The following is a 24,598-nucleotide window of genomic DNA, read 5'->3' as shown; positions in this document are numbered from 1 at the left end:
ATGAATTGGAAGAATGTTTTACTAATAGGAGCAGTAACCTTGTTGCCTGTTTCCCTTATGGCCCAGGCGAACATATTGAACGCCAAGAAGCCTGAGGATATTGGTGTAAAGACAGAGGCACAAAAAGCCTTGGACAATGACGCTCCATTGGAATATGGTTACGTAGATGATCGCGATATCTTATGGTCCAAGACCGTTTGGGAAGTGGTTGATCTAGATGAAAGGGTGAATTTTCCATTATATTATCCAACCGATACCATTGATATAGGTAATGACCGTAGGTCCCTTTACGATGTGTTATTAAAAAGTATTAAAAATGGTGAATTAGAAGATGTATATGCTGATTCTTACTTTACCGACAAACGAAAATTCAGTGACCTTTCCGCTACTTTGCAAAAGGTAGATACTACGGATTACGGCTATGAGCAATTAAATGCCGGGGAACAAGTTTCTCCTGAGTTTATCATGAAAAGAGATATCACAGCTGCCGATATTGAAGAATATCGCATCAAGGGTATGTGGTATTTTGACAAACGCCAAGGGGAATTAAAATACCGCCTTTTAGGTATAGCCCCAGTAGCACCGGATGTCAACTTTATAGATGATGATTCTATGGATCCTGCTGATGCCAAGGTTGAGTTGTTCTGGGTATGGTATCCAGATGCAAGAAAAATTCTTCATGAGGCCAAGGTCTTCAACCAAAGAAACTCTGCGCAACCCATATCATTTGATATGTTGTTGAACGCACGTAGGTTCAATGGTGTAATCTATAGGGAAGATAATGTTCATGGAGATCGAAAAGTGAACGATTATATACCGGATAATGCATTGTTTCAATTGCTAGAAGCCAATAGAATTCAAGAAGTCATTAGAGACCGCGAACAAGACATGTGGGCCTACTAAGCCTTAAAAAATATTCCAATTCAATAGTAAAATCCCCGAAAGCTACAACTTTCGGGGATTTTATCTTTTTAGGGTTTTCTACGAATATAATTCAGTGCACAGGGCTGATTGGTTACCTTTGTGCAGATGGTAGATTATTTAATCGTTGGCTTGGGTTTGGCCGGGGTTTCGTTCTGTGAGAAACTATCGGAAAATGGAAAATCCTTTAAGGTAATTAGTGATTCATCCCAAAACTCTTCCCTTGTGGCTGGAGGTTTGTACAATCCGGTAATTTTAAAGCGATTTACGTTAGCTTGGAAGGCGGACGAGCAATTGCAATTGGCCAAACCTTTTTATGGTTCCCTGGAACGAAAACTAGGGGTGCAATTGGATTATCCCCTTAGAATTTTTAGAAGATTCAATTCCATAGAAGAACAAAACCAATGGTTTGAGGCAGCCGATAAAAAGTCGCTTAGCCCATTTCTTTCCACAACACTCCATAGCAACAAAAATGAAAGTATAGATGCGCCATTGGGTTATGGTGAGGTTTTGAATGCCGGTAGGATAGATACCCGTTTGCTAATTCAGGCCTATAATAGTGAGTTGTTAAAAAAGCAGCTGTTGATTCAAGAAACATTTCAGTATCAAAATCTTCTTGTTGAAGCTTCTCAAGTGGTATATAAGGATATTACTGCTAAAAGAATTGTTTTTGCAGAGGGTTACGGGCTTAAGGCTAATCCCTATTTCAATTATTTGCCTGTAAACGGTAGTAAGGGCGAGTATGTAATTATTAAGTCCGAGAAATTAAATGAGGAGAAGGCCATCAAATCCTCGTTGTTCGTAATCCCATTAGGTGATGATCTATATCAGGTTGGAGCTAATTATGAATGGAAGGATAAAACCAACTCCCCTACACCAAAAGGCAGGGATTGGGTATTGGAACGACTTGATAAATTAATTAGGTGCGATTATGAAGTTGTAGGCCAAATGGCGGGAGTAAGACCCACGGTTAGTGATCGAAGACCTTTGATAGGAGCTCATCCAGAGAAAGAGAACTTGTTTTTACTCAATGGTTTTGGATCAAGAGGTGTGCTTATAGCTCCGTTTGCTACAGCTCAACTGTATAATTTCATAGAGAATGGAGGGGCTTTGGAACCAGAAATGGACGTAAATCGTTTCTCTAAAAAGTGGGTTAGCCGTTGACCTCCCGTTTTTTCGAGTCAAATTTTACAAATAGATTGATCCAGATATTTCTGGAGAGTCTAATAATTATTGGCAGAAAGACAACTAAGGTACCTACAATTGCAAAAAAGGAGTTGATAAGTGAAGCACCTACCATTAAATAGCTAATTACAAAGGCTGCGACTGCAAATGCAACCCCAACGGCATAACTTACATACATGGCCCCATAAAAAAAAGACGGTTCCATTTTATATTTAAGACCGCAATGTGAACAACGTTCGTGCATTTTAAAAAGATTTCCAAAACTATAAGGATTCTTAGTGGTATACATGCTCTCCTCATTACATCTAGGGCAACTTCCTGTTAAAATGCTGTATAGTTTGTTTCCTTTTTTTAACATTTGCAAAACTTTATGCAAAGATAAGTATAACCCTAAATTTACAGGTTGCTTTTCTTGGTTTCCCTGGTGTTTTGTAAGGGTGCAAATAGTGATAATAGGCCTTGGCCAAATAAAATAATGCTTGCCAAATGTTGAATATTCATAATCTTTCCGTCTCTTTTGGGGGAGAATATCTTTTTGAGGAAATATCTTTTAGGTTAAACGGAGGTGACCGTGTTGGGTTAATTGGTAAAAATGGTGCGGGAAAGTCAACTTTATTGAAACTCTTGGCAAAGGATTTTGCTCCGGACACAGGTACCATTGCGACGGAGAAAAATATTAGAATCGGTTTTCTTAGACAGGATATCGATTTTGAACTGGGTAGAACCGTTCTGGAAGAGGCATATCAAGCTTTTGAAGAGATAAAAGAGTTGGAACTCCAATTGGATAATGTAAATGAACAATTGGCAGAACGAACTGATTATGAAAGCGAAGGATATAATCAGCTCATTATAGATTTAAGCGACCTCACACATCGGTACGAAATTCTTGGGGGATATAATTACCAGGGGGATACAGAAAAGATTCTCCTTGGTTTAGGTTTTAAGCGAGCGGATTTTGATAGACAAACCGAAACATTTTCGGGAGGATGGAGAATGCGAATAGAACTCGCAAAGCTTTTGCTACAAAGTAATGATGTGTTACTTCTGGATGAGCCTACCAACCATTTGGATATTGAATCCATAATTTGGTTGGAGCAGTTTTTGAATAATTATTCCGGGGCCGTAGTCATTGTTTCGCACGATAAAATGTTCTTGGATAATGTTACCAACCGTACCATTGAAATATCCTTGGGGCGTATTTATGATTATAACAAGCCTTATTCCAAATTTTTGGAACTGCGCTCAGAGATCAAGGAGCAGCAGATGAATGCCTTAAAGAACCAAGAAAGGGAGATTCAACAGGCAGAAAGGTTGATTGAAAAGTTTAGGGCCAAGAGTAGTAAGGCTTCTATGGCGCAATCCCTTATCAAAAAACTTGATAAGATGGAGCGGATAGAAGTTGATCAAGATGATAATGCCGTAATGAACCTGCGTTTTCCTGTTTCTATTACACCGGGTAAAGTGGTAGCGGAGATTGAAAGCTTGTCAAAAAATTATGGTGAGAAAGAAGTCTTGAAAAATATCAATTTGCTTATTGAGCGCGATAGCAAGACAGCCTTTGTAGGACAAAATGGTCAAGGGAAATCCACATTGGCCAAGATTATGGTAGGCGAAATTGAACATCAGGGCAAAATGAAGCTGGGCCATAATGTGCAAATTGGATATTTTGCTCAAAATCAAGCGGAGTATCTAGACGGTAATAAGACCATTTTAGATACCATGATAGATGCGGCCAATGAAAAGAATAGAAGTACGGTCAGGGATGTTTTAGGTTCTTTTTTATTTCAGGGGGATGATGTTGAAAAGTACGTAAAGGTTTTATCCGGTGGGGAGCGTAATAGATTGGCATTGGCCAAAATGTTATTGCAACCATTTAACGTACTCGTAATGGATGAGCCTACCAACCATTTGGATATTAAGTCTAAAAATGTGCTTAAGCAAGCTCTAAAGAATTTTGGGGGAACATTGGTGGTCGTTTCCCATGATAGGGATTTTCTACAGGGACTTACCAACAAAGTATACGAATTCAAGGATAAAAAAATCAAAGAATACCTAGGGGACATTGACTTTTATCTGGAACAAAGAAAGGCCGAAGATTTTAGGAAAATTGAACAAAAATCTGAATCGGATAAGAAGGGGAAAGAAAAAACCAAGGGTGGCAACGAATTTAAGGATCAGAAAAAAATGAAATCCTTAAAAAACAAGTTAAGTTCCGTTGAGAGCAAAATTGCCACATTGGAAAAGGAAATAGCAGAAATAGACCATGAGTTGTTAATGGATTACGATGCTACCATCGCGAAACCTAATTTCTTTGACGGCTACCAACGAAAGAAAAGGGATTTGGAAGGCTTAATGGAAAAATGGGAATTGATCACCTTGGAATTGGAAGAAATAGGAGCCCATTAAATGAAGTAGAAAGACCTAATTTTCCTTCACCACAAAATAACTAGGTTTCACAACATTATAGGGTAGTTGACCGATATTTTTTGGTTTTTGTCTACTTATGAACGTAGTTTGTAGGGTGTTTCTTTAAAAACCCAATTTTACTTACATAAGTGATTATCCAATTATGAAAAACCTACTTTTACTTTTTATAGTTTTATTCTCCTCTTCTCAAGTCCTAAAGGCTGAGGTGCCAGAATCAGAAAAACAAGCCCTAATTGATTTATTCAATTCTACAAATGGATCGGATTGGACCAATAAATGGAATTTAGATACAGATGTTTCCAAATGGTACGGAGTAACGGTTGTTAATGATCACGTTACAGAGATCAATTTGTTCAGGAACAACCTTAGTGGAGTTATTTCATCCAAAATAGGAGAATTGAAAAACCTTCGCTCCCTTAATCTTGCTTTTAATTCTTTGACCGGAGAATTACCATTGGAATTGGTGAACCTTTCCAAATTGAGAATATTAAAGCTGGAAATGAACAGAATTAAAGGGGAGTTGCCAGAATCTATCGGAAAACTTAAAAGCCTTGAGGAGTTCACGGCATTCAATAATTTTTTAACGGGCACTATCCCAAGTAGTATCGGAAATATCAAAAATTTAAAAGTTTTGAACCTTTCCAGCAATAGTTTAAATGGAAGTATTCCAAAGTCCATGGGAAGTCTTTCTTCATTGGAAAGCCTAGGACTATTTGAAAATACTTTGGAGGGTCAAATTCCGTCAGAAATGGGTAGGCTTAGTAAATTGAAAGAATTGGTTTTGGCCAATAATAGCCTTGGAGGGGAAGTGCCGGCAGAATTTGGTCAATTAGCAAGTTTGGAAGTATTTCAAATCCAGAACAACAAATTTAAATCTGTAAAGAATTTGGAGTATATGAAATCTGCCAATGATTACCTGGTCTTTGATTATGATAAAGAGGAGTTGAATATTGACTTTAAAGACCCGAATTTTAGCGAAACTAGAATGGCGGATACTAAATTTGAAGATGAAGGTATAGATGAATAGATTACCATAATTTATTAGTTAGTTTGGTTAAAAGGGACGCAATTATGCGTCCTTTTTTTTTACGAAAAATTAAAAAGACCTACATTTAAGATACATTTAACTTATCTCGCTTAAACTATTGGATAGATTTGTGGTCTAACCACCAGCTAACTTGAACTTATGGATACGCGTAAAATTACCCTTTCGGTAATTGGGGTGTTATTGATTATTGCTTCTGTCTTCGCGGCAAAGGCAATCATAGACAGCAAAACTACTCCTAAACCTAGGCCCCAGAAAATTGTGAAAACTGTGTTTGTGGATACAGTTATAAATGGGCAAGTTCTTATTAAAGTTCCAACCAATGGTAATCTTATTGCCAAGCAACGTGTGGAATTATACTCTGAGGTACAAGGTGTATTTAGAAAAGGCGCTCATTTGTTTAAGCCCGGCCAAAGATATAGAGCTGGGCAAACCATCATAAGAATAGATGCTGCGGAGTATTCAGCAAGTGTTCAATCTGCCAAAAGCAATCTTTACAATCTTATAACTTCCATAATGCCGGATTTAAGGTTGGATTATCCGGAAATCTATCCTAAATGGCAGGAGTATCTGTTAAGTTTTGATGTAAATAAAACAACTCCGGCCTTACCGGAAATGACCACCGAAAAGGAGAAATTCTTTATATCCGGAAGAGGAATTCTAACGGATTATTACAATATTAAAAATCTTGAGCAGCGTTTGGCTAAGTATACCATTTCAGCTCCTTTTAATGGTGTGCTTACAGAAGCTTTGGTAACCGAAGGCACCTTGATCAGGTCCGGTCAAAAATTAGGTGAGTTCATAGATACGGGAATATACGAGTTGGAAGTTTCCGTGAGTAAAACCTACAGCGATCTTTTAAAAGTAGGGGAAACGGTTGAACTCGTAAATCTGGATAGAACAAAAACGTATGAGGGTAAAGTGGCAAGAATCAATGGAAGTGTAGACCAAGCTTCACAAACCATAAAGGCCTATATAGATGTTAAAGATAGCAATTTAAGGGAAGGTATGTATTTGGAGGCCAATCTCAATGCAAAATCTGAAGAAGATGCCATAGAAGTAGATAGAAACTTGCTTCTAGAGAATGATAAAATATTTGTGGTTCGTGATTCCATTCTAGATCAAATAGATGTTAAACCTGTTTATTTTTCAGAAAAAAAGGTAGTGTTAAAGGAAGTGCCAGATGGCACAACCATTGTTTCCAAGCCTGTGGTTGGTGCCTATGTAGGCATGCTGGTTAAGGTGTTTGAAGAAAAAAGCAACCCCTAACATTTAAGGAATGAGGAGTATAATTTCCTATTTTATAAAGTACCATGTAGCGGTAGATGTTTTCATAATTGCGTTCTTCATCTTTGGGGTGTTTGGAATGCTAAGCCTTAACTCTTCCTACTTCCCGCTTTCGGATTCAAAAAATATTACTATCAATATTACCTATCCTGGAGCATCCCCTCAAGAGGTGGAAGAGGGTATTGTTCTAAAGATCGAGGATAACCTTAAAGGTTTAGAGGGTATAGATAGGGTCACTTCCACTTCCCGAGAGAATAGCGGTATTATTAATGTGGAAATTGAAAAGGGCCGCAATATAGACTTCATGCTTTTGGAAGTGAAGAATGCGGTAGACCGTGTGCCTTCTTTCCCAACAGGTATGGAGCCCCTAGTGGTTTCGAAGTTGGAGGCAATTAGGCAGACCATTAGCTTTGCTTTGAGCGGGGAGAACGTTCCGTTGGCTACACTTAAGCAAATAGGTAGACAGGTAGAAAATGAACTTAGGGCTATAGATGGAATAAGTCAGATAGAAATGACCGGTTTTCCAGATGAAGAAATCGAAATAGCCTTAAACGAAAATAGCCTCTTGGCATATGACCTCAGCTTTAGTGATGTAGCCCAAGCTGTTTCAAGGGCCAATATTCTGGTAACTGGCGGAAATATCAAGACTGATGCCGAAGAGTATTTGATCAGGGCCAATAACCGTTCCTATTACGGCAAGGAGTTGTCCAACTTGATAATTAAGGCAGATGCGTCTGGCCAAACGGTACGATTAAAGGATGTTGCCATTGTGCGCGACCGCTTTGCAGAATCTCCCAATGCCTCTTATTTCAATGGTGAACTTTCCGTAAATACCGAAATTACAAGTACCAATACAGAAGACCTTATTTCTTCGGCAGATCATGTGAAGGAATACATTGAAGATTTTAACCATAAATACAATAACGTTCAATTGCATGTGGTAAGCGATCAATCAAAGACGCTTAATCAACGTACCGAACTGCTAACGGAGAACGCTATTGTAGGGATGATTCTGGTACTTATTTTCCTCTCCTTGTTCCTAAATACAAGGTTGGCCTTTTGGGTGGCCTTTGGTCTACCGGTTTCCTTCTTGGGAATGTTCATGCTTGCGGGAAATTTTGATGTTACCATTAACGTGCTGTCCTTGTTCGGAATGATAATTGTCATTGGTATTTTGGTGGATGATGGAATTGTTATTGCCGAAAATATATACCAGCATTACGAGAAGGGAAAATCGCCCATACAGGCGGCTATCGATGGTACAATGGAGGTAATACCTCCCATTGTTTCGGCAATTATCACCACTATATTGGCTTTTTCCATCTTTCTTTTTCTTGATGGTAGAATTGGGGAGTTTTTCAGTGAAGTATCGGTCATTGTAATTCTAACGTTGGTTGTTTCTCTAGTAGAGGCACTCATCATTCTTCCGGCACATTTGGCCCACTCCAAGGCTCTTGCCCCGATGCCCAAGAAGCCAAAAACAAAAATAGGGATGGCATTTGCCAAGCTTCGAAATATCAATGAAATGGGAGACCGTCTAATGCTATGGATGCGAGATAAAATGTATAGCCCGGCGCTTCGATTTGGACTAAAGAATAAAATTTTGACGTTCTCTTTCTTCGCCATGGCCCTTATTTTAACCATAGGTTCTATGGGGGGTGGTATAGTCCGGACCTCTTTTTTCCCAAGAGTAGCGAGTGATAGGGTTTCAGTAGAGCTTTCCATGCCCAATGGTACCCACGAAGATGTGACTGATTCCATCATTTCTTTAATAGAGGAAAAGTCAATAATTGTAAATCAAGAATTATCTGAAAAGTACTTGAAGGGTACGGGTAAGGAATTATTTGAAAATACCATTCGTAGATTAGGCCCCGGTTCTTCAACCGCCACTTTGACCATCAATTTATTACCTGGTGAGGAAAGACCGGATGAAATTAGGTCGGACATGGTAACCAATAGGCTTCAAGAATTGGTAGGGCCTGTAGTAGGAGTAGAAAGCCTTATTTATGGCAGTGGTGGCAATTTTGGAGGTAATCCGGTTTCCGTAAGTCTATTAGGTAACAACATTGAGGAATTAAAGGCGGCCAAAGCAGAATTAAAAGCAGAGCTGCTGAACAATTCCCTATTAAAGGATGTGGCGGACAATGACCCGGCCGGAATCAAGGAAATAAGGCTGGAGTTAAAAGAAAATGCGTATTTATTGGGGTTGGACCTTCAAACAGTTATGAATCAGGTGAGAGCCGGTTTTTTTGGTGCTCAGGCACAGCGCTTTCAGAGAGGTCAGGATGAAATTCGGGTCTGGGTAAGGTATGATAGAACCAATAGGTCTTCTATTACGGATTTGGATGAAATGCGGATTACCACCCCAAGTGGAAGCAAAGTTCCTTTAAATGAAATTGCCAACTATACCATTGAACGGGGTGATGTGGCCATTAACCATTTGGAAGGCCAACGGGAAATACAGGTTTCTGCAGATTTAAAGGACGAAAAAACAACCACGGCGGCTGATATAATGAGTGACATAAAGGAAAATGTCATGCCGGAAATACAGTCTAAATACCCAACGGTTACCGCTTCTTATGAGGGGCAGAATAGGGAGGCCAATAAAATGACGAGCTCTTTAAGGGTGGTAGGGTTATCTGTACTGCTACTTATTTATATAACTATTGCCTTCACCTTTAGAAGCTTTAGTCAGCCATTACTTTTGCTTTTAATGGTTCCGTTTAGTCTTACTGCTGTTGGATGGGGCCATTATATTCATGGCTTCCCTGTGAATATGCTATCTCTTTTGGGAATTATTGCACTTATTGGAATTATGGTAAATGACGGCTTGGTCCTCATTAGTAAATTCAATGGTAATCTTAGGGATGGTATGAAGTTCGATGATGCTATTTATGATGCCGGGCGTTCCCGTTTTCGTGCCATATTCTTGACCTCTGTAACGACCATTGCGGGTTTAGCACCTTTGTTATTGGAGAAGAGTAGGCAGGCACAGTTTTTAAAACCTATGGCTATTTCAATTTCCTACGGAATTGGGTTTGCAACTATTCTAACATTGTTGTTATTGCCCCTTTTTCTTTCCTTTAGCAACAGGATCAAGGTAGGTAAAAAATGGTTGATTAAAGGAGGGGATGTTACCAAAGAAGAAGTTGAAAGGGCAATTAAGGAACAAAAGGAGGAAGAAGAAATGAATAAAGTGGCCAGACCATCCTTAAATGGAACTTCTAGCCATGAAGAGCCCGTAGTAATTGAATTACAGGGTAAAGAATAACAGCTAATGAGTTTACTAAAAAAGTGTTTTTTCTTAGGGGCAATCTTAATATCGGTTGCTACAACTGCCCAAGAACAAGAACTTCTTTCCAAGGACGACGCCATAAAATTGGCGCTGCTCAATAATTTTGATATTAAGATAGCCCGTAATCAAGTAGATGTGGCAAAGAATAATAAGAGCGTTCTTAATTCCGGTTATTTACCAACGGTTACAGCAACTTCTGGTGCAAATTATTCCAGGGATGACTCCACAATTGAATTCCCGGGTCAAACTTTGGACGATGGAAGTCCCAGGCCAGATTTAAGCCTGTACAAGGCAGAAGCACAACGATACAATTCGGCCGTCAACGTCAACTATACTCTTTTTGATGGTTTAGGAAGGTTGTATACCTACAAACAGTTGAAGGAGCAATACCAGCTAAGTGAACTTCAGGCCAGGGAAACTATAGAGAATACCCTACTTCAATTATTTAGCGTGTACTTTGAAGTGGCTCGCCTAACAGAAAATAAAAATGTATTACAGCAGGCTTTGGAAATTAGTACACAGCGAATTACAAGGGCCGAGTATTCTTTTGAGTACGGCCAGAATACCAAATTGGATATCTTAAATGCCCAGGTAGATGTTACTAACGACAGCATCAACCTTTTGAATACCCTACAGCAATTGGAAAATACCAAAAGAGATTTAAATGTGGTACTTAACAGGGATTTAAATGCCGGATTTGAAGTAGACACGCTTATTTCTTTTATACCAAAATTACAATTGGAAGAATTGGTTTCCCAAGCGCAGATGAACAACGTTGCCATTTTGCAATCGCAAAAAAATCTAACCATTAATGAGTATGATATAAAAGTAAGTAGATCAGGATATCTACCCACTGTGGGGCTTAATGGGACCTATGGTTGGAATTTGAACCAAAGCGCTCCCTCTGCATTTTTTCCCGGTACTAACAATGAAACTTGGAATTTTGGTCTAGGTGCTAGTCTAACCTGGAATCTGTTTGATGGAGGTGGAACTACGGTCCGAATGAAAAATGCTAAAATAGCTTACGATACCCAAGAATTAGTACTGGAGCAGATTGAACTTCAAGTAGAAAGGGATATCCAAAATGCCTTGGCCATTTATGAAAACAGGTTGAATATCTTTCAGATTCAGGAACAGAATGTACTTACCAACCAAAACAACTTTGATCGTTCCAAAGAACAGTTTCAGCTGGGCCGTATTACATCCATAGAATTTAGGCAGGCGCAAATCAATCTTTTAAATGCCCAAACCAATAAGAACTTGGCCAAGTATGACGCTAAGCTTGCAGAGCTTCAATTACTTCAGCTAACCGGTCAACTGCTAAATATTCAGATTTAAATCAAAGACCTATTCCTAAATGGACATGGACTCTAGGTTGCAGATAAACTAAATTCTTTGTAACATAGTCGTAACTTAATTTAACTGCACATGTCATCCATAGGAATAGGAATTGTAGGTACAGGGTCGATCGTTAATAATTACATCAAATGCATTTCTGAGTTGGAAAATGCCCATTTGGTGGCTCTTTTCACCAAATCATCCGATAGGGTAGAGGCGGTAAAAAAGCAATTTGGGGTCGCGGCCTTTAGTAATATGGATGAATTTCTCTCCCAAGATATACAGTTAGTGTGTATTTGTAATGAAAGTGGTAGACATGGTGAAGCCATTGAAGCTGCAGCCTTAGCGGGAAAACATGTGCTAAGTGAAAAGCCATTGGAAGTTACGACCCAAAAAATTGATCAAGCTATAGAGATTTGTAAAAAGCAGGGAGTGCAACTTGGTTGTGTGCTGCAAAACAGATGCAGTGCAGATTATCGTTTGTTAGAGAAGGCAGTAAATGAGGGGAGACTAGGAAAAATCTTAATGGGCAATGCCCATATTAACTGGTACCGTTCGCATGAATATTACGCGGGTAGCGATTGGAGAGGAACTCTTGAATATGATGGAGGTGCAGCTTTTATGAATCAGGGAATTCATACCATAGATCTGTTAACAAATCTATTGGGAGATGCCAAATCTGTGTATGGTAAAGTAAAAACAAGTGTTCATCCCATAGAAGGAGAAGATGTAGGTAGTGCTATTGTTGAATTTGAAAACGGGGCTATCGGCAATATAACAGCAGGAACCGCTTTGGTCCCTGGTTATCCGGAAAGACTTGAAATCTATGGGGAAAAAGGTAGTGTGCTCATGGAGGCCGGTAAAATTGTACAATGGAATGTTCCTGGTACAGATTCCCCAACAATAGTCCAAAGCGGAGATGCTTCAGGTGCCGCAGACCCTACCGCCATAGGTCATCAAAACCATAAGGAAGTCTTGGCAAATATGCTTCAAGTGATTTTGGCAGGAGGAGAGCCCATGGTAAATGGAACAGAAGCCCGTAAAGCGGTCGCAGTGATCAATGCCATATATGATTCTTCGAGGAAAGGTGAATTAGTGCATCTCTAAAATCTATAGAATGTACGAGCATTTTTTTCAATGCCCCTACTGCTGGGAAGATATTTCAATGCTGGTAGACCCTTCAATAACCAGACAGGTATATGTGGAAGATTGTGAGGTTTGTTGCAATCCAATAGAAGTGGAGCCAATTTTTGAAAACTCTGAACTGATCGCTTTTGAAGCCCGAAGCATAGAGCAATAGGATTAGTCCACTTCTTCTATTTTACCTCCAAAAACTTTATCCTTTTGTATTTCTCTTGGGGTACCATAGATATAAATGGAACCTCCCGCTCTTACTTTTGCTTCTACTTTGTCCGATGCTTTAATGTCTGCACGGCCACCCGCATTCACCACCACTACGGTCTCTTTGGTATCCAGTTGTTTGTTGTAAATTTTTCCACCGGTATTGACCATTACCTCTTGGGTGTTTGCAGAACCGTTTAAGGTGATCTCTCCACCGGAAATAGACTTGGTATATAAATCATTCAATGCAACCTTCAGGTCAATTTTGCCTCCCTCTTGGGTTTTAATTTCTATGCGTCCGTTTTGTTTTAAGACCTCGTCAGAATTGATTTTTGCATTTTCATTGGCGTCAATAAGTGCCAAATCTTCCGTGTAATATAGTGTTGCTTTTGCTTCGTCCCCGTCCATGAAATTGTCAAATTCCATTTTTATTTTGAGGAGTCCGTTTTTATTGGAAATATTGACTTCATCCTTATCGTCTCCGGTAATCACGAGTTTGTTCTCCGAACTCTTGACCAAGGTAACCACTATTCTGTCATAGGCTTTTAACTCGGTGAATTTTTCAAGGGTTTTGGTATTGGCTTTTTGTGACAAAAGTGGTGTAGTGGCCAAGAAGGTACAAATGATAAGTACTGATTTTTTCATTTCTTTGGTTTGATGTGTGCTGCTTCAAAGATAATTCATTTAGGTATATGGTATTCTTGTTATAAAAATCAGTGTGTCATAGCGATAAGTTATAAGCCGAACAAGTATGGCACTTCTGTATCGATTAAGAGTTTATTTTGCTTTTTTGATCGGAAAAAACCTTTAATTTTAGCGAAATCCAAACAATTTAAACTATCTAAATGAAGAAAATTATTTACTGCCTGGCCATCGTCGGAACCCTTACCTATTCATGTACGGCCAAAAAGGTGGCAGTTGAAAAAACCCCTGAAACCGTTAGTGAAACGCAGGAAGCCCCAAAATTACTTTCGCCTGCCCAAAGTTCTAATGCCAATGGCTATACCGAAACAGTACCGGCTACCGAAGTAAGTTTTGATATGGTGGCCATACCTGCCGGAAGTTTCATGATGGGTAGTCCTGAATCCGAAGCAAATAGAAAAGCAGATGAAGGCCCTCAGAAGAATGTGGAGCTAGATGCTTTCTATATGGGGAAGTATGAGGTTACCTGGGACCTTTTTGAGCTGTTTTTCAAACAGAATAAAGAAATGTTCGTAAAGCTGGAAAATGATAGGGTCATGAAGGTTGATGCCATTACCAGACCAAGCCCGCCTTACGAGGATCCTTCCTATGGAATGGGGAAAGATGGCTTTCCCGCGGTAAGTATGTCTGCTTATTCGGCATTGGTTTTTTGTAAATGGTTAAGTACCATCACGGGCAAGTTTTATCGGTTGCCCACGGAAGCGGAATGGGAATATGCGGCAAGAGCAGGTACTACCACCGCTTATAGCTTTGGCGATGATTTGAGCCAAATGGATGAATATGCGGTTTATTATAAGAACAGTGAAAGCAAATATGCCAAGGCAGGAAGTAAAAAACCAAACCCATGGGGGCTGCACGACATGCATGGCAATGTCGCCGAATGGACGTTGGACGAGTACAAGGAAGATGCTTATGCCAAGACAGACCCTAAAAATCCTTGGGTGACACCTACGGTAATTCACCCTCGTTCGTATAGAGGCGGGTCATGGGATGATGATGCCGATAAATTGCGGTCTGCCGCAAGAACCGCCTCTAGCTTAAAGCAGCAAAAAAGAGACCCTCAAATTCCAAAAAGTTTCTGGTGGTTTACAGATTCCAATTATGTTGGTATGCGATTGGTAAGTCCAAAAGAACAGCCTTCCGCTGACGATCAGAAGAAATTTTGGCAAACTGTTCTAGATGAGTAGGTCGTTTCTTCTTAGTATTCTGATAAACAATAATCCGGAGAATATCCATTAAAAAATATACAAATGAAATTTTTGATGACCCTTGTTTTGGTTGTTTCCTCATTTTGTCTTCAGGCACAAGAAACGTACAGCCTACAAGATGATAGTACCTTGAAAATAAATGGCACCTCTACCATACACGATTGGACGGTGGCAGCTGAGCAGCTCAATGGAAAATTGACGGCAGATAGCAATGCTCCAAAGTCAATTGATTTTGATGTAGTTGTTGAGGGAATTAAAAGTGAGAGGGGGCCTACAATGGACAATAAAATGTACGATGCCCTTAAGAAAGATGAACATCCTAAAATTAACTTTACGCTCAAAGAGGTGAAAAAATCATCGGTTTTAGTGGGTGCACTTAGCATTGCAGGGCAAAGTAAAAATGTGGAAATCCCTGTAACGTTAGATCATAAGGGAGATAACATCAAACTCGCTGGAAAATACGGAATAGCATTGGCTGATTTTGGTATCGAACCTCCAACTGCCATGTTCGGACAGATAGTAGTTGGTGAAAAAGTGGAGGTGGAATTCGATTTGTATTTTTCAAAGTGATAAAGCGCTAAGCTTCTATGCAAAATGCCCATCTAATTGAAGAATTAAAGAATCTATCAAAGTCCTTCTTGCCAGAATTTATTTCGGTGAGAAGGCATCTTCATTCCCATCCAGAGCTGTCTTTTCAAGAGTTTGAAACATCTACATACCTTCGAAATTATTTGAATTCTATAGGTGTAGATGCAATAAAATCAGTGGCAAATACCGGATTACTGGCTACCATACAAGGGAAATCCAAAGGACCTTCCGTTTTATTGCGTTCGGATATGGACGCCCTGCCCATCACCGAAGAAAATACCTTTGAGTTTGCATCACAAAATTTGGGAGTTATGCATGCTTGCGGACATGACGCGCATATGGCTTCGCTTCTCATGTGCGCCAAAATACTGATACAGCTAAAAAACGAGTTTGTGGGCGAGGTGCAATTGTTGTTTCAGCCAGCGGAAGAGTTATGGCCGGGGGGAGCAACTAAGGTGCTAGAAGAAAAGGCCTATAAGGATTTGGGTGCAATACCGCATGTTGGGCAACATGTGAGACCAGATTTGCCCATAGGTAAGGTGGGTTTCCGTTCTGGTAAGTTTATGGCAAGTATGGATGAAATTTTCCTTACCGTGAAAGGAAAAGGAGGTCACGCGGCCATGCCAGAAATGGCTGTAGACCCCGTTTTGATCAGTTCGCATATTATAGTGGCCGCTCAACAGCTGGTAAGTAGAATGGCATCGCCTAAAACACCTTCTGTGCTTTCATTTGGTAAAGTGATTGCCGATGGAGCCATTAATGTGCTTCCTAATGAAGTTTATATTGAAGGTACTTTTAGAACTATGGATGAGGCCTGGAGGTCAGAAGCCCTAAAAAAACTGGAAAAGTTGATAGAGGGCATTGCAGAGTCTATGGGAGGCACCGCTGAACTGACTTTTAAAAATGGCTATCCTCATTTGATAAATAATGCCCATCTAACCCCCTTACTTCAACAAAAAGCTATGGAATATTTGGGTCCCGAAAATGTGGTTGAAATGGATCAATGGATGGCGGCTGAAGATTTTGCCTACTATACCCAAAAGGGCCCCTCTTGTTTTTATATGTTGGGTGTTGGCAATATTGAAAAGGGCATTGTTTCTGGCTTGCACACTCCCACTTTTAATATAGACGAAAGTGCCATGGAAATAGGCGGCGGGTTAATGGCTTTTTTGGCTTTGTCCCAATTGTAAATTTTATACCTTCTATAGTAATTTTCTTTCTTTTTCTTCCTGAACTCCCCCTAATTTTGAGTTTGTGGTATAAATTGGGCCATTCATTGCATAAATAGCATTGGACAAGAGTGTTTAAAATCACTACATTTAAATGCCAATTTACCTCACCAATTACTAACTATGAAACTCAAATTTACATTACCTCTCATTTTCTTATTGTTGATAGTTGTACTATACGGCTATGTGGATGGGTGGTTTTCTCCCAAGCCAAAAGAATATGCTTCCTTAAAAATTCCCGAGGTTGTGGATTACAACTTTCATATCAAACCTATTCTTTCCGATAATTGCTATACCTGTCACGGTCCGGATGCGAATAAAAGAAAAGCTGGATTGCGTTTGGATATAGAAGAGACCGCTTTCGAGGAGCTTTCCGAAAGTTCCGGTTATGCCTTGGTGAAAGGAAAACCTCATAAAAGTAAGGTCTATGAGGTAATTATTAGCGATGACCCCAAAATTATAATGCCACCCACTGATTCAAAACTATCATTAAGTACGTACGAAAAAGATTTAATTAAGAAGTGGATTGAGCAAGGAGCCGAATTTGAAAAACATTGGGCCTATATCGTTCCCAAAAAAGAAGAGCTTCCCCAAAGTGAAATATCGGATTGGGGAAATAATGAAATCGATGCCTTTGTACTTGAAAAATTAGAGGAAAAAGAACTTCAGCCTTCGGAAAAAGCTTCGGACGAAATTCTAATCAGGCGAATTAGTCTAGATGTCACAGGTTTGCCGCCTTCTCCGGAAATGGTAGAAAAGCTAATGAAAGATACTTCCGAAGAAAGAATTGAAAAGGTCATTGATGCATTTTTGGCCTCACCCGCATATGGCGAACGTATGACACAATCTTGGTTGGATGTTGCCAGGTATGCAGATTCCCACGGATATCAAGATGATAGTTACCGCACCATGTGGCCTTGGAGGGATTGGGTCATCCATGCTTTTAACAGCAACCTTCCTTACGACGATTTTTTAACATGGCAAATAGCAGGAGATTTACTCCCCAATGCCACTAAAGAGCAAGTATTGGCAACCGCCTTCAATAGAAATCATCCCATTACCCAAGAGGGTGGGGTTATTCAAGAAGAATACCGCGTAAACTATGTCTTGGACCGTACCAATACATTGGGTAAGGGCATTATGGGACTTACCTTGGAATGTGCCCGTTGTCATGACCATAAGTATGATGCAATTTCGCAAAAGGACTATTTTCAGTTTTATGCTTTTTTCAATCAGGTAGACGAAAAAGGCCTGCAAATGGATGCCGTACAGGCTAAAAACCAAAAGTTTTTTGCCGATCCTCCATTTATTGAAGTAAGTGCCAAGGACACGTTGGATGTTCTGTCATTTATAAATATGCACAAGACCGAAAAATTGAACGTGATGGTGATGAACGATTCCGCCCCTAAAACTACTTATGTCTTAAATAGGGGAGAATATGATCAACCTACGGATTCTGTTTATCCCGGTACGCCATCTAATATTTTTCCTTTTTCGGAAGATTTACCGAAAAACCGCTTAGGATTGGCCCAGTGGTTAACCGATAGCAAGAATCCGTTAACGGCAAGGGTTTTTGTTAACCGAATTTGGGGAATGCTTTTCGGAAAAGGTCTCGTGGAAACAGCAGAGGATTTTGGGGTGCAAGGGAGCTTGCCTACGCATCCGGAATTGCTGGATTGGTTGGCGGTTGACTTTATGGAAAATGGTTGGGACGTTAAATATTTGCTTAAGAAAATAATGCTTTCCGCTACTTATCAGCAGAAATCCGAGCTAACCCCCGAATTGAAAAAAGCCGACCCCGAGAATATTTGGTTGGCCAGGGCGGAGCGGTTTCGTATGAGCGGTGAGATGATCAGGGATTACGTTTTGGCCACAAGTGGCCTCCTTAACAAGGAAATAGGTGGACCTAGCGTACGTCCCTATCAACCTGAAGGGTTGTGGGAGGAAACCAACGCCGGTGGAAACAGAGGGGTTTTGACCAAATACATACCTGATGAAGGCGATGATTTGTATAGGCGCTCATTGTACACTTTTTGGAAACGAACTTTACCTCCGCCTTCCATGACCATTTTTGATGCACCCAACCGTGATTTTTCCGAGGTAAGGAGACAAAAGACAAATACGCCCTTGCAGGCGCTGGTCCTACAAAATGACGTTCAGATTTTAGAGGCGGCCCGTGTCATGGCAGAGAAAATGGTTCATGAGAATCCAGAGGATAAGGATTACGTATCCAAGGTATTTAAAAGAATATTGGTTCGTAGTCCTAAAAAAGAAGAGTTGCTCACTTTGACAGCCTACTACCATGATGCCCTAAAAACCTATACTGAGAATTTGGTGGAAGCTGAAAAATTGGTGGCTGTAGGCAATTACGAAAAATTGAAGGTAGACCCATCTAAAACGGCTGCCCTCATGTTAACGGCCCAAGTTATTTACAATTTAGACGAAACCATTACCAAAGAATAAGCTATGAAAGAGAAGAACGAACAGAAAGAAAATCCTTTAAAGGTCAATAGGAGACATTTTTTCTCACAATTGAGTGTAGGTATTGGATCGTTGGCACTAGGTTCTTTATTGATACCCGATTTATTTAAAAACGAAGGAAAAATAAGTGCAGATATGCCTTTGGGCATCCCGCATTTTGCACCTAAGGCCAAGCGCGTCATTTACCTTTTTCAGGCAGGTGCTCCTTCGCAATTGGAAACTTTTGATTATAAACCTACCCTGCGCAAACGCATGGGAGAGGATTTGCCGGAGTCCATTAGAAACGGGCAGCGGTTAACGGGGATGACCGCTAATCAGGCAAAATTTCCATTAATGCCTCCCGCTGTCAATTTTAAACAGTACGGACAAAGCGGAACATGGATCAGTGATTTTTTTCCTCACATTGCTAAAATTGCCGATGAGATTACGGTAGTCAGAAGTATGCATACGGAAGCCATTAACCACGATCCCGCCATTACCTTTTTTCAAACGGGGAGTCAGATTTCCGGACGTCCTAGTATGGGGTCTTGGCTCAGTTACGGTTTGGGTAGTGAAAATAAAAACTTACCCTCTTTTGTGGTGTTGACCTCTAGAGGAAAAGGCAATAGCCAAGGTTTGTATTCCAAGTTATGGTCCAGTGGCTTTTTAGATTCTAAGCACCAAGGGGTTTTGTTGCGCTCAGGTAAAGATCCGGTTTTGTATTTAAATGATCCTGACGGAATTTCCCGAAGCGAAAAGCGCGATTTTCTAAACGAGGTTTCAGAACTCAACAAACTCCACCATGTGGAAACGGGAGATGATGAGATAGAATCTAGAATTGCACAATATGAAATGGCCTATCGCATGCAAATGTCCGTTCCTGACGTGATGGATATTTCAAAAGAACCGGAGTCCATTGTAAAATTGTACGGTGAAGATTGTCAAGTGCCCGGCACCTACGCGGCAAACGCTTTACAGGCAAGAAGGTTGGCAGAAAACGGGGTGCGATTTATACAATTGTACCATCAAGGTTGGGACCAACACGGCAATCTGCCCAATGAAATGGCCGGCCAGGCAAAAGATGTAGATCAAGCTTCGGCAGCTTTGGTTATGGATTTAAAACAACGGGGTATGTTAGAGGACACTTTAGTTATCTGGGGTGGCGAATTTGGCCGTGGCAATTACTGCCAAGGTAAATTTGATCCTGCCAATTATGGTAGGGACCATCACCCAAGGGCTTTCAGTATTTGGATGGCTGGAGGCGGTATTAAACCGGGTCTTAACTATGGACAGACGGATGAGTTTGGTTATAATGTAGTAGAAAATCCGGTTCATATCAATGATTTTCATGCCACCCTTATGCATGCCCTTGGTTTGGATCATGAACAACTTACCTATAAATATCAGGGCAGAAGGTTTAGGTTGACCGATGTTGCTGGAAATGTAGTTAAAGACCTTTTATCGTAATGACAGACTCAAATTCTAAAAGTTCATGGGTGGATTATGTCATTTTGGGTCTATCCATTTTTCTGGTTTTTTGCCTCATTTTTGAATCCCGTATAGAACTTCCAAGCCTGGTAGGTTGGTTGGGCCGTTGGCATCCATTGATACTGCACTTTCCCATAGTTTTGATTATCATTACCGTTTTCCTTGGTTTTACGAAAATGACTTTTCCGAAACTCCTGCTGGAAATCATGGTGATTTCTGTTTTGGTTACTGCCATTTCGGGTTTCTTTCTTGGGAAGGAAGCCGGTGAAAAGGGCGATTTACTTTTTTGGCATCAATGGCTAGGTGCAGGATTAGCTTTTCTGTTGGTAATTTTTTATCAGGTAGAAAGGAGGTTGTTGGGTAAGGCGATTGTAAAAAAAACGCTCTTGGTGTTCATGCTGGTGTTGGTAAGTTTAACGGGCCACTACGGCGGTATGGTGACACACGGCGAAGATTATTTAGCGCTTCCTACAGGTAAGAAATCAAAGGAATTACCAGAAAACCCTTTGATATACGCGCATGTGGTGGCTCCTATTTTAGAAGATAAATGTGTTTCCTGCCATAATCCTAACAAGCAAAAAGGAGCATTGTTAATGCATAACCTTGAAGGTTTATTTAAAGGAGGGGAGCATGGTAATACGCTTGTCATTGGAAATCCAGAAGAAAGTGAGTTAATAAAACGGTTGCACCTCCCGCTTGAAGAAGAGGAGCACATGCCGCCGGAGGGGAAGACCCAATTGGATTCTGATGAGATTGCCATTTTGGAAAGTTGGATTGCTTTGGGTGCTTCCGATACCTTGAAATATGCTTCACTTCCACCGACGGAACCTTTACAGGCCTTGGTAAAAAAATTAATGGAGCCAAGTGCCGAAGATAGATGGAAAGAATTGCCTATAGTTGCGGATAGTACGCTGCAAAACTTGGCCAGTGATTATTTGACAATTACGCGAATGGCAGGTAATTCCAATGCTTTGAGTATTGATGTCTATTTACCGCCTGAATATGACTCCAAACCCATACGTAACTTGGAAAGAATTGCCGGAAATATTGTGGAATTTGATTTGAGTGGTATTCCTATTGGAGCTGAAGAGGTAAATCTATTAGCAAAATGCCAAAATTTAGAATGGCTTGAATTGGATAAGACCCCAATCACAGACCAAGATTTAGGTCAATTGAAATCACTAAACAACCTGAGTCTCTTAAAATTATACGAGACGTCCGTAACTGATAAAAGCATTTCTACTTTACTCGCCTTTCAAAATCTAAAAAGGCTTTACATTTGGGGAACCAAAATTTCAAGCAAAGGCTTGGAAGAATTGACAAACCAAAAACCAAGTGTAAAAATTGACAATGGTATGGATAATGAGATAAAAGACTTTTTTGTTTCAAAAGATACCTTGTCTTCCAAAGAAAAGTAAAATGAAGTTTGATTTATCGGGAAAAAAAGCCATTGTCACAGGTGGTGGTAGTGGAATAGGAAGAGCCATTTCGGCAAACTTGGCCCTTCAGGGCGCTGAGGTGCATATTTTGGAACTAAAGGCAACCAACGCTAAGGAAGTATTGGGCGAAATTGAGGGAAAAGGAGGAAAAGGCTTTGTGCATGAATGTAATGTTTCAGTCCAAAAAGAAGTAAAACAAGCGGTAGAAAAGGTGGCCTCCGGTCATGGGATTGATATTTTAGTGAACAACGCCGGTATTGCCCATATTGGCAATGTTGAGCTCACAAAGGAAGAAGATTTTGATAGAATTTATCAGGTAAACGTCAAAGGGGTTTACAATTGTATTCATTCCGTTATTCCTTTTATGAAAGAAAAGGGAGGTTCCATCATCAATATGGCTTCCATTGCCGCTACCGTGGGTATAAAAGATAGGTTTGCCTATTCCATGTCAAAAGGAGCGGCCTTGACCATGATGTATTCGGTAGCAAAGGACTATTTGGAATATAACATCCGTTGTAATAGCATATCTCCAGCTAGGGTACATACTCCTTTTGTGGATGGTTATTTAAAAAACAATTTTCCGGATGCCATTGAGGAAAAGTTTCAACAACTTTCCAGGACACAGCCAATAGGTAGAATGGGTAAACCTCAAGAAATAGCCGATCTGGCCCTTTATTTGTGTTCAGATGAAGCGTCTTTTGTTACGGGAACCGATTTTCCCATAGATGGCGGTTTTATTCGTTTAAACGGGGATTAGTTCCTTACCGTAAACTCTTTTTTATTAAATATAAAGAAAAAGACAGTCTCGTATTGGTCACCAAGGCTATCTCGAAGTCTGTTATAGGCCTTTCTCATTTGAACTTCAACCGTTCTAATGGATATGGATAGGTGTTCTGAGATTTCCTTATTGGTAAGTCCCTCCTGTTTGCTTAGTGTAAATATTTCTCTGCACTTGGGGGGGAGTTTTTCTATTTCTTTGGAAAGAAGCCCCAGAAAACGTTCTAATTTGTATTCATTGGTTTCCTCAAGAACCTCGAACATGTGCTTGTAATATTTATCCTCAAGAGGAAGTAGTTTTTTACCCTGCCTGTATTCATCAACAAATTCATGATAGGCCATTTTATATAAAAAACTCTGGATGGAATGTTCGGGTTTTAGTTTTTTTCTAAAACGCCAAGTTTTAATGAAAGTGTTCTGGACAATATCCTGGGCTAGGCTGCGATCATGGATTAAAGTGAGGGTATAGCTGAAGAGTTTTTTATGATATTTTTCCAGTAAAAATATATATGCATCTTCCTTTCCTTTGCTTAATCCATTGATTAAAACCTCATTGTTATCGTATTTCTGCATATTGATGATATACTAAATATTGAACTAAAAATTGGTTGAATATAAAAAATTATCAAGAAAAAGTAAGTGTATTGTAAATTTTGAACGTAATAATTAAAAGAGCAATTAAAAACTTGTATGAATTTAAGTTCCCTCGAAAGGCTTCTTATTAAATTTTTGGGTAATTCTGCCAATGGTGAGGATTTAGATGAGCTGGATACATATTTTGGCAAGGAAGAATACAAGGCCTTCATCAAGAACTATTTAAAAACGCACTTTGTTGCTTTATATAAAATGAACCAACCAAATCTGGAGGAAACAAAAAAAGAGCTCCTAAAGGAAATCAGGAAAGACAAAAGACTCACTCTACGCAGAAATGTATATACTGGGCTTCAATATGCGGCTATTTTGCTTTGCTTTTTAGCAGTGGGACTGTATTTGTACAATGGTAGTGACCAAGTTGAGGAGACAAACATTTTACCTAAAGAAAATACCATCACCTTGGAGCACTCCAATGGTATGGTAGAAGAAATATCAGAATTAGGTTCTGTATCCATTAAGGACAAGGATGGGAGTGTTATTGCCAATCAAACTGGTAATAGAATCAGTTTTCAATCTAACAAGCCCGCTAAAGAAATTGTTTACAATACCATTACGGTACCCTACGGTAAAAATATAACCGTGGCCCTTTCGGACAGTACGGAGGTTACCATGAACGCCGGTAGCCGTATGACCTTTCCTTCCCAGTTTAAAAAAGGATTAAAAAGAAAGGTGAAATTATCCGGTGAAGCTTTTTTTAAGGTAAGCCATGATAAAACACATCCTTTTGTGGTGGCTTTAGATAGCTTGGATGTTCAAGTGTTGGGTACCACTTTTAATGTGGCCAACTACAATGAGGATGCCACTACGGAAGTGGTTCTTGTTTCCGGTTCGGTTCAGTTGGTACCCAATAAATCGAAAGAAGAAAAACCCGTGCTTTTAAAACCGGGTTTCAAGGGGACTTTTTATAAGAACTCGTCCAAAATTGAAACGGTAGAAGTACCTACTGATTTGTACACCTCTTGGGTAAATGGGTATGTAGTGTTCAGGAATGCGCCTTTCAACAATATTTTAAGAAAATTGGAAAGACATTACAATGTGGTTATTTCCAACCCCCAAAACCATTTGGAAGGGGAGCGGTTCAATGCTACCATAGATGTGCAGAATGAATCCATTGGGCAGGTTTTGGAATACTTCAGTAAAATCCACAATGTTCAATTCCAAATATCGGAAGATAAAATAACCATCATTAAAAAATAGGGCTTATGAAATGACTT

20 protein-coding genes are annotated in these 24,598 nt (G+C 39.9%); 17 read left to right on the top strand and 3 right to left on the bottom strand.

Going from position 1 to position 24,598, the window contains the following annotated elements; translation table 11 throughout:
* Together porN and BIZ36_RS17345 are read left to right on the top strand one after the other, a co-directional pair.
* Window positions 1–903 (top strand): type IX secretion system ring subunit PorN/GldN, encoded by a 903-nt coding sequence (gene porN / locus BIZ36_RS17350; protein WP_187459160.1) that lies wholly within the window; start codon window positions 1–3, stop codon window positions 901–903.
* A 126-nt stretch (window positions 904–1,029) separates the two neighbouring features.
* Window positions 1,030–2,085, top strand: a complete 1,056-nt coding sequence (locus BIZ36_RS17345) for an NAD(P)/FAD-dependent oxidoreductase (protein ID WP_187459159.1) — start codon at window positions 1,030–1,032, stop codon at window positions 2,083–2,085.
* Here the strand turns inward: BIZ36_RS17345 and BIZ36_RS17340 are convergent.
* Complete coding sequence (locus BIZ36_RS17340; RefSeq protein WP_187459158.1) at window positions 2,075–2,464, bottom strand: DUF983 domain-containing protein; 390 nt, start codon at window positions 2,462–2,464, stop codon at window positions 2,075–2,077. The genes BIZ36_RS17345 and BIZ36_RS17340 overlap by 11 nt on opposite strands.
* 128 nt (window positions 2,465–2,592) lie before the next feature.
* On the opposite strand from BIZ36_RS17340, the gene BIZ36_RS17335 reads away from it, so the two are divergent.
* From BIZ36_RS17335 to BIZ36_RS17305, 7 genes are all read left to right on the top strand, one after another.
* A complete protein-coding gene (locus BIZ36_RS17335) occupies window positions 2,593–4,512 on the top strand; it encodes an ABC-F family ATP-binding cassette domain-containing protein (protein ID WP_187459157.1) in 1,920 nt (639 codons plus the stop codon).
* 163 nt (window positions 4,513–4,675) lie between these two features.
* Window positions 4,676–5,560, top strand: coding sequence for a leucine-rich repeat domain-containing protein (locus BIZ36_RS17330; RefSeq protein ID WP_187459156.1), 885 nt, complete (start codon window positions 4,676–4,678; stop codon window positions 5,558–5,560).
* A 159-nt stretch (window positions 5,561–5,719) separates the two neighbouring features.
* Window positions 5,720–6,847: an efflux RND transporter periplasmic adaptor subunit gene (locus BIZ36_RS17325; RefSeq protein ID WP_187459155.1), complete on the top strand. Its 1,128-nt coding sequence runs from the start codon at window positions 5,720–5,722 to the stop codon at window positions 6,845–6,847.
* A gap of 10 nt (window positions 6,848–6,857) precedes the next feature.
* Complete coding sequence (locus BIZ36_RS17320) at window positions 6,858–10,136, top strand: efflux RND transporter permease subunit (RefSeq protein WP_187459154.1); 3,279 nt, start codon at window positions 6,858–6,860, stop codon at window positions 10,134–10,136.
* 6 nt (window positions 10,137–10,142) lie between these two features.
* Window positions 10,143–11,498 (top strand): TolC family protein, encoded by a 1,356-nt coding sequence (locus BIZ36_RS17315; protein WP_187459153.1) that lies wholly within the window; start codon window positions 10,143–10,145, stop codon window positions 11,496–11,498.
* Window positions 11,499–11,588: 90 nt separating this feature from the next.
* Window positions 11,589–12,605: a Gfo/Idh/MocA family protein gene (locus BIZ36_RS17310; protein ID WP_187459152.1), complete on the top strand. Its 1,017-nt coding sequence runs from the start codon at window positions 11,589–11,591 to the stop codon at window positions 12,603–12,605.
* Window positions 12,606–12,615: 10 nt separating this feature from the next.
* A complete protein-coding gene (locus BIZ36_RS17305; protein WP_187459151.1) occupies window positions 12,616–12,798 on the top strand; it encodes a CPXCG motif-containing cysteine-rich protein in 183 nt (60 codons plus the stop codon).
* A gap of 2 nt (window positions 12,799–12,800) precedes the next feature.
* Here the strand turns inward: BIZ36_RS17305 and BIZ36_RS17300 are convergent, their stop codons facing one another.
* Window positions 12,801–13,484: a head GIN domain-containing protein gene (locus BIZ36_RS17300; RefSeq protein WP_187459150.1), complete on the bottom strand. Its 684-nt coding sequence runs from the start codon at window positions 13,482–13,484 to the stop codon at window positions 12,801–12,803.
* A 200-nt stretch (window positions 13,485–13,684) separates the two neighbouring features.
* Between BIZ36_RS17300 and BIZ36_RS17295 the strand changes: the two genes are divergently transcribed.
* From BIZ36_RS17295 to BIZ36_RS17265, 7 genes are all read left to right on the top strand, one after another.
* Complete coding sequence (locus BIZ36_RS17295; RefSeq protein WP_187459149.1) at window positions 13,685–14,728, top strand: formylglycine-generating enzyme family protein; 1,044 nt, start codon at window positions 13,685–13,687, stop codon at window positions 14,726–14,728.
* A 63-nt stretch (window positions 14,729–14,791) separates the two neighbouring features.
* On the top strand, window positions 14,792–15,319 hold the full coding sequence (locus BIZ36_RS17290; protein WP_187459148.1) for a YceI family protein: 528 nt from the start codon (window positions 14,792–14,794) through the stop codon (window positions 15,317–15,319).
* A gap of 17 nt (window positions 15,320–15,336) precedes the next feature.
* A complete protein-coding gene (locus tag BIZ36_RS17285; protein WP_187459147.1) occupies window positions 15,337–16,527 on the top strand; it encodes a M20 metallopeptidase family protein in 1,191 nt (396 codons plus the stop codon).
* A gap of 162 nt (window positions 16,528–16,689) precedes the next feature.
* Window positions 16,690–19,029 (top strand): PSD1 and planctomycete cytochrome C domain-containing protein, encoded by a 2,340-nt coding sequence (locus BIZ36_RS17280; RefSeq protein WP_187459146.1) that lies wholly within the window; start codon window positions 16,690–16,692, stop codon window positions 19,027–19,029.
* A 3-nt stretch (window positions 19,030–19,032) separates the two neighbouring features.
* Window positions 19,033–20,493: a DUF1501 domain-containing protein gene (locus BIZ36_RS17275; RefSeq protein ID WP_187459145.1), complete on the top strand. Its 1,461-nt coding sequence runs from the start codon at window positions 19,033–19,035 to the stop codon at window positions 20,491–20,493.
* The gene (locus BIZ36_RS17270; RefSeq protein WP_187459144.1) at window positions 20,493–21,932 is read left to right on the top strand and encodes a c-type cytochrome domain-containing protein; all 1,440 of its coding nucleotides are present in this window, start codon (window positions 20,493–20,495) and stop codon (window positions 21,930–21,932) included. Before BIZ36_RS17275 ends, BIZ36_RS17270 begins: the two co-directional genes overlap by 1 nt.
* 1 nt (window position 21,933) lies before the next feature.
* Window positions 21,934–22,710: an SDR family NAD(P)-dependent oxidoreductase gene (locus BIZ36_RS17265; protein WP_187459143.1), complete on the top strand. Its 777-nt coding sequence runs from the start codon at window positions 21,934–21,936 to the stop codon at window positions 22,708–22,710.
* On the opposite strand, the gene BIZ36_RS17260 is transcribed toward BIZ36_RS17265, so the two are convergent.
* A complete protein-coding gene (locus BIZ36_RS17260; RefSeq protein WP_187459142.1) occupies window positions 22,707–23,303 on the bottom strand; it encodes an RNA polymerase sigma factor in 597 nt (198 codons plus the stop codon). The two genes, BIZ36_RS17265 and BIZ36_RS17260, sit on opposite strands and share 4 nt — an antisense overlap.
* A gap of 117 nt (window positions 23,304–23,420) precedes the next feature.
* Here BIZ36_RS17260 and BIZ36_RS17255 point away from each other — a divergent pair, with 117 nt between their 5' ends.
* The gene (locus BIZ36_RS17255) at window positions 23,421–24,581 is read left to right on the top strand and encodes a FecR family protein (protein ID WP_187459141.1); all 1,161 of its coding nucleotides are present in this window, start codon (window positions 23,421–23,423) and stop codon (window positions 24,579–24,581) included.
* Window positions 24,582–24,598 lie beyond the last annotated feature (17 nt).

Origin of the sequence: Cytophaga sp. FL35 (assembly GCF_014349235.1) — a bacterium.
Classification (GTDB): domain Bacteria; phylum Bacteroidota; class Bacteroidia; order Flavobacteriales; family Flavobacteriaceae; genus Euzebyella.
The sequence above is the reverse complement of the archived record's forward strand: the minus strand, read 5'-3'. Positions and strand labels throughout refer to the sequence as shown.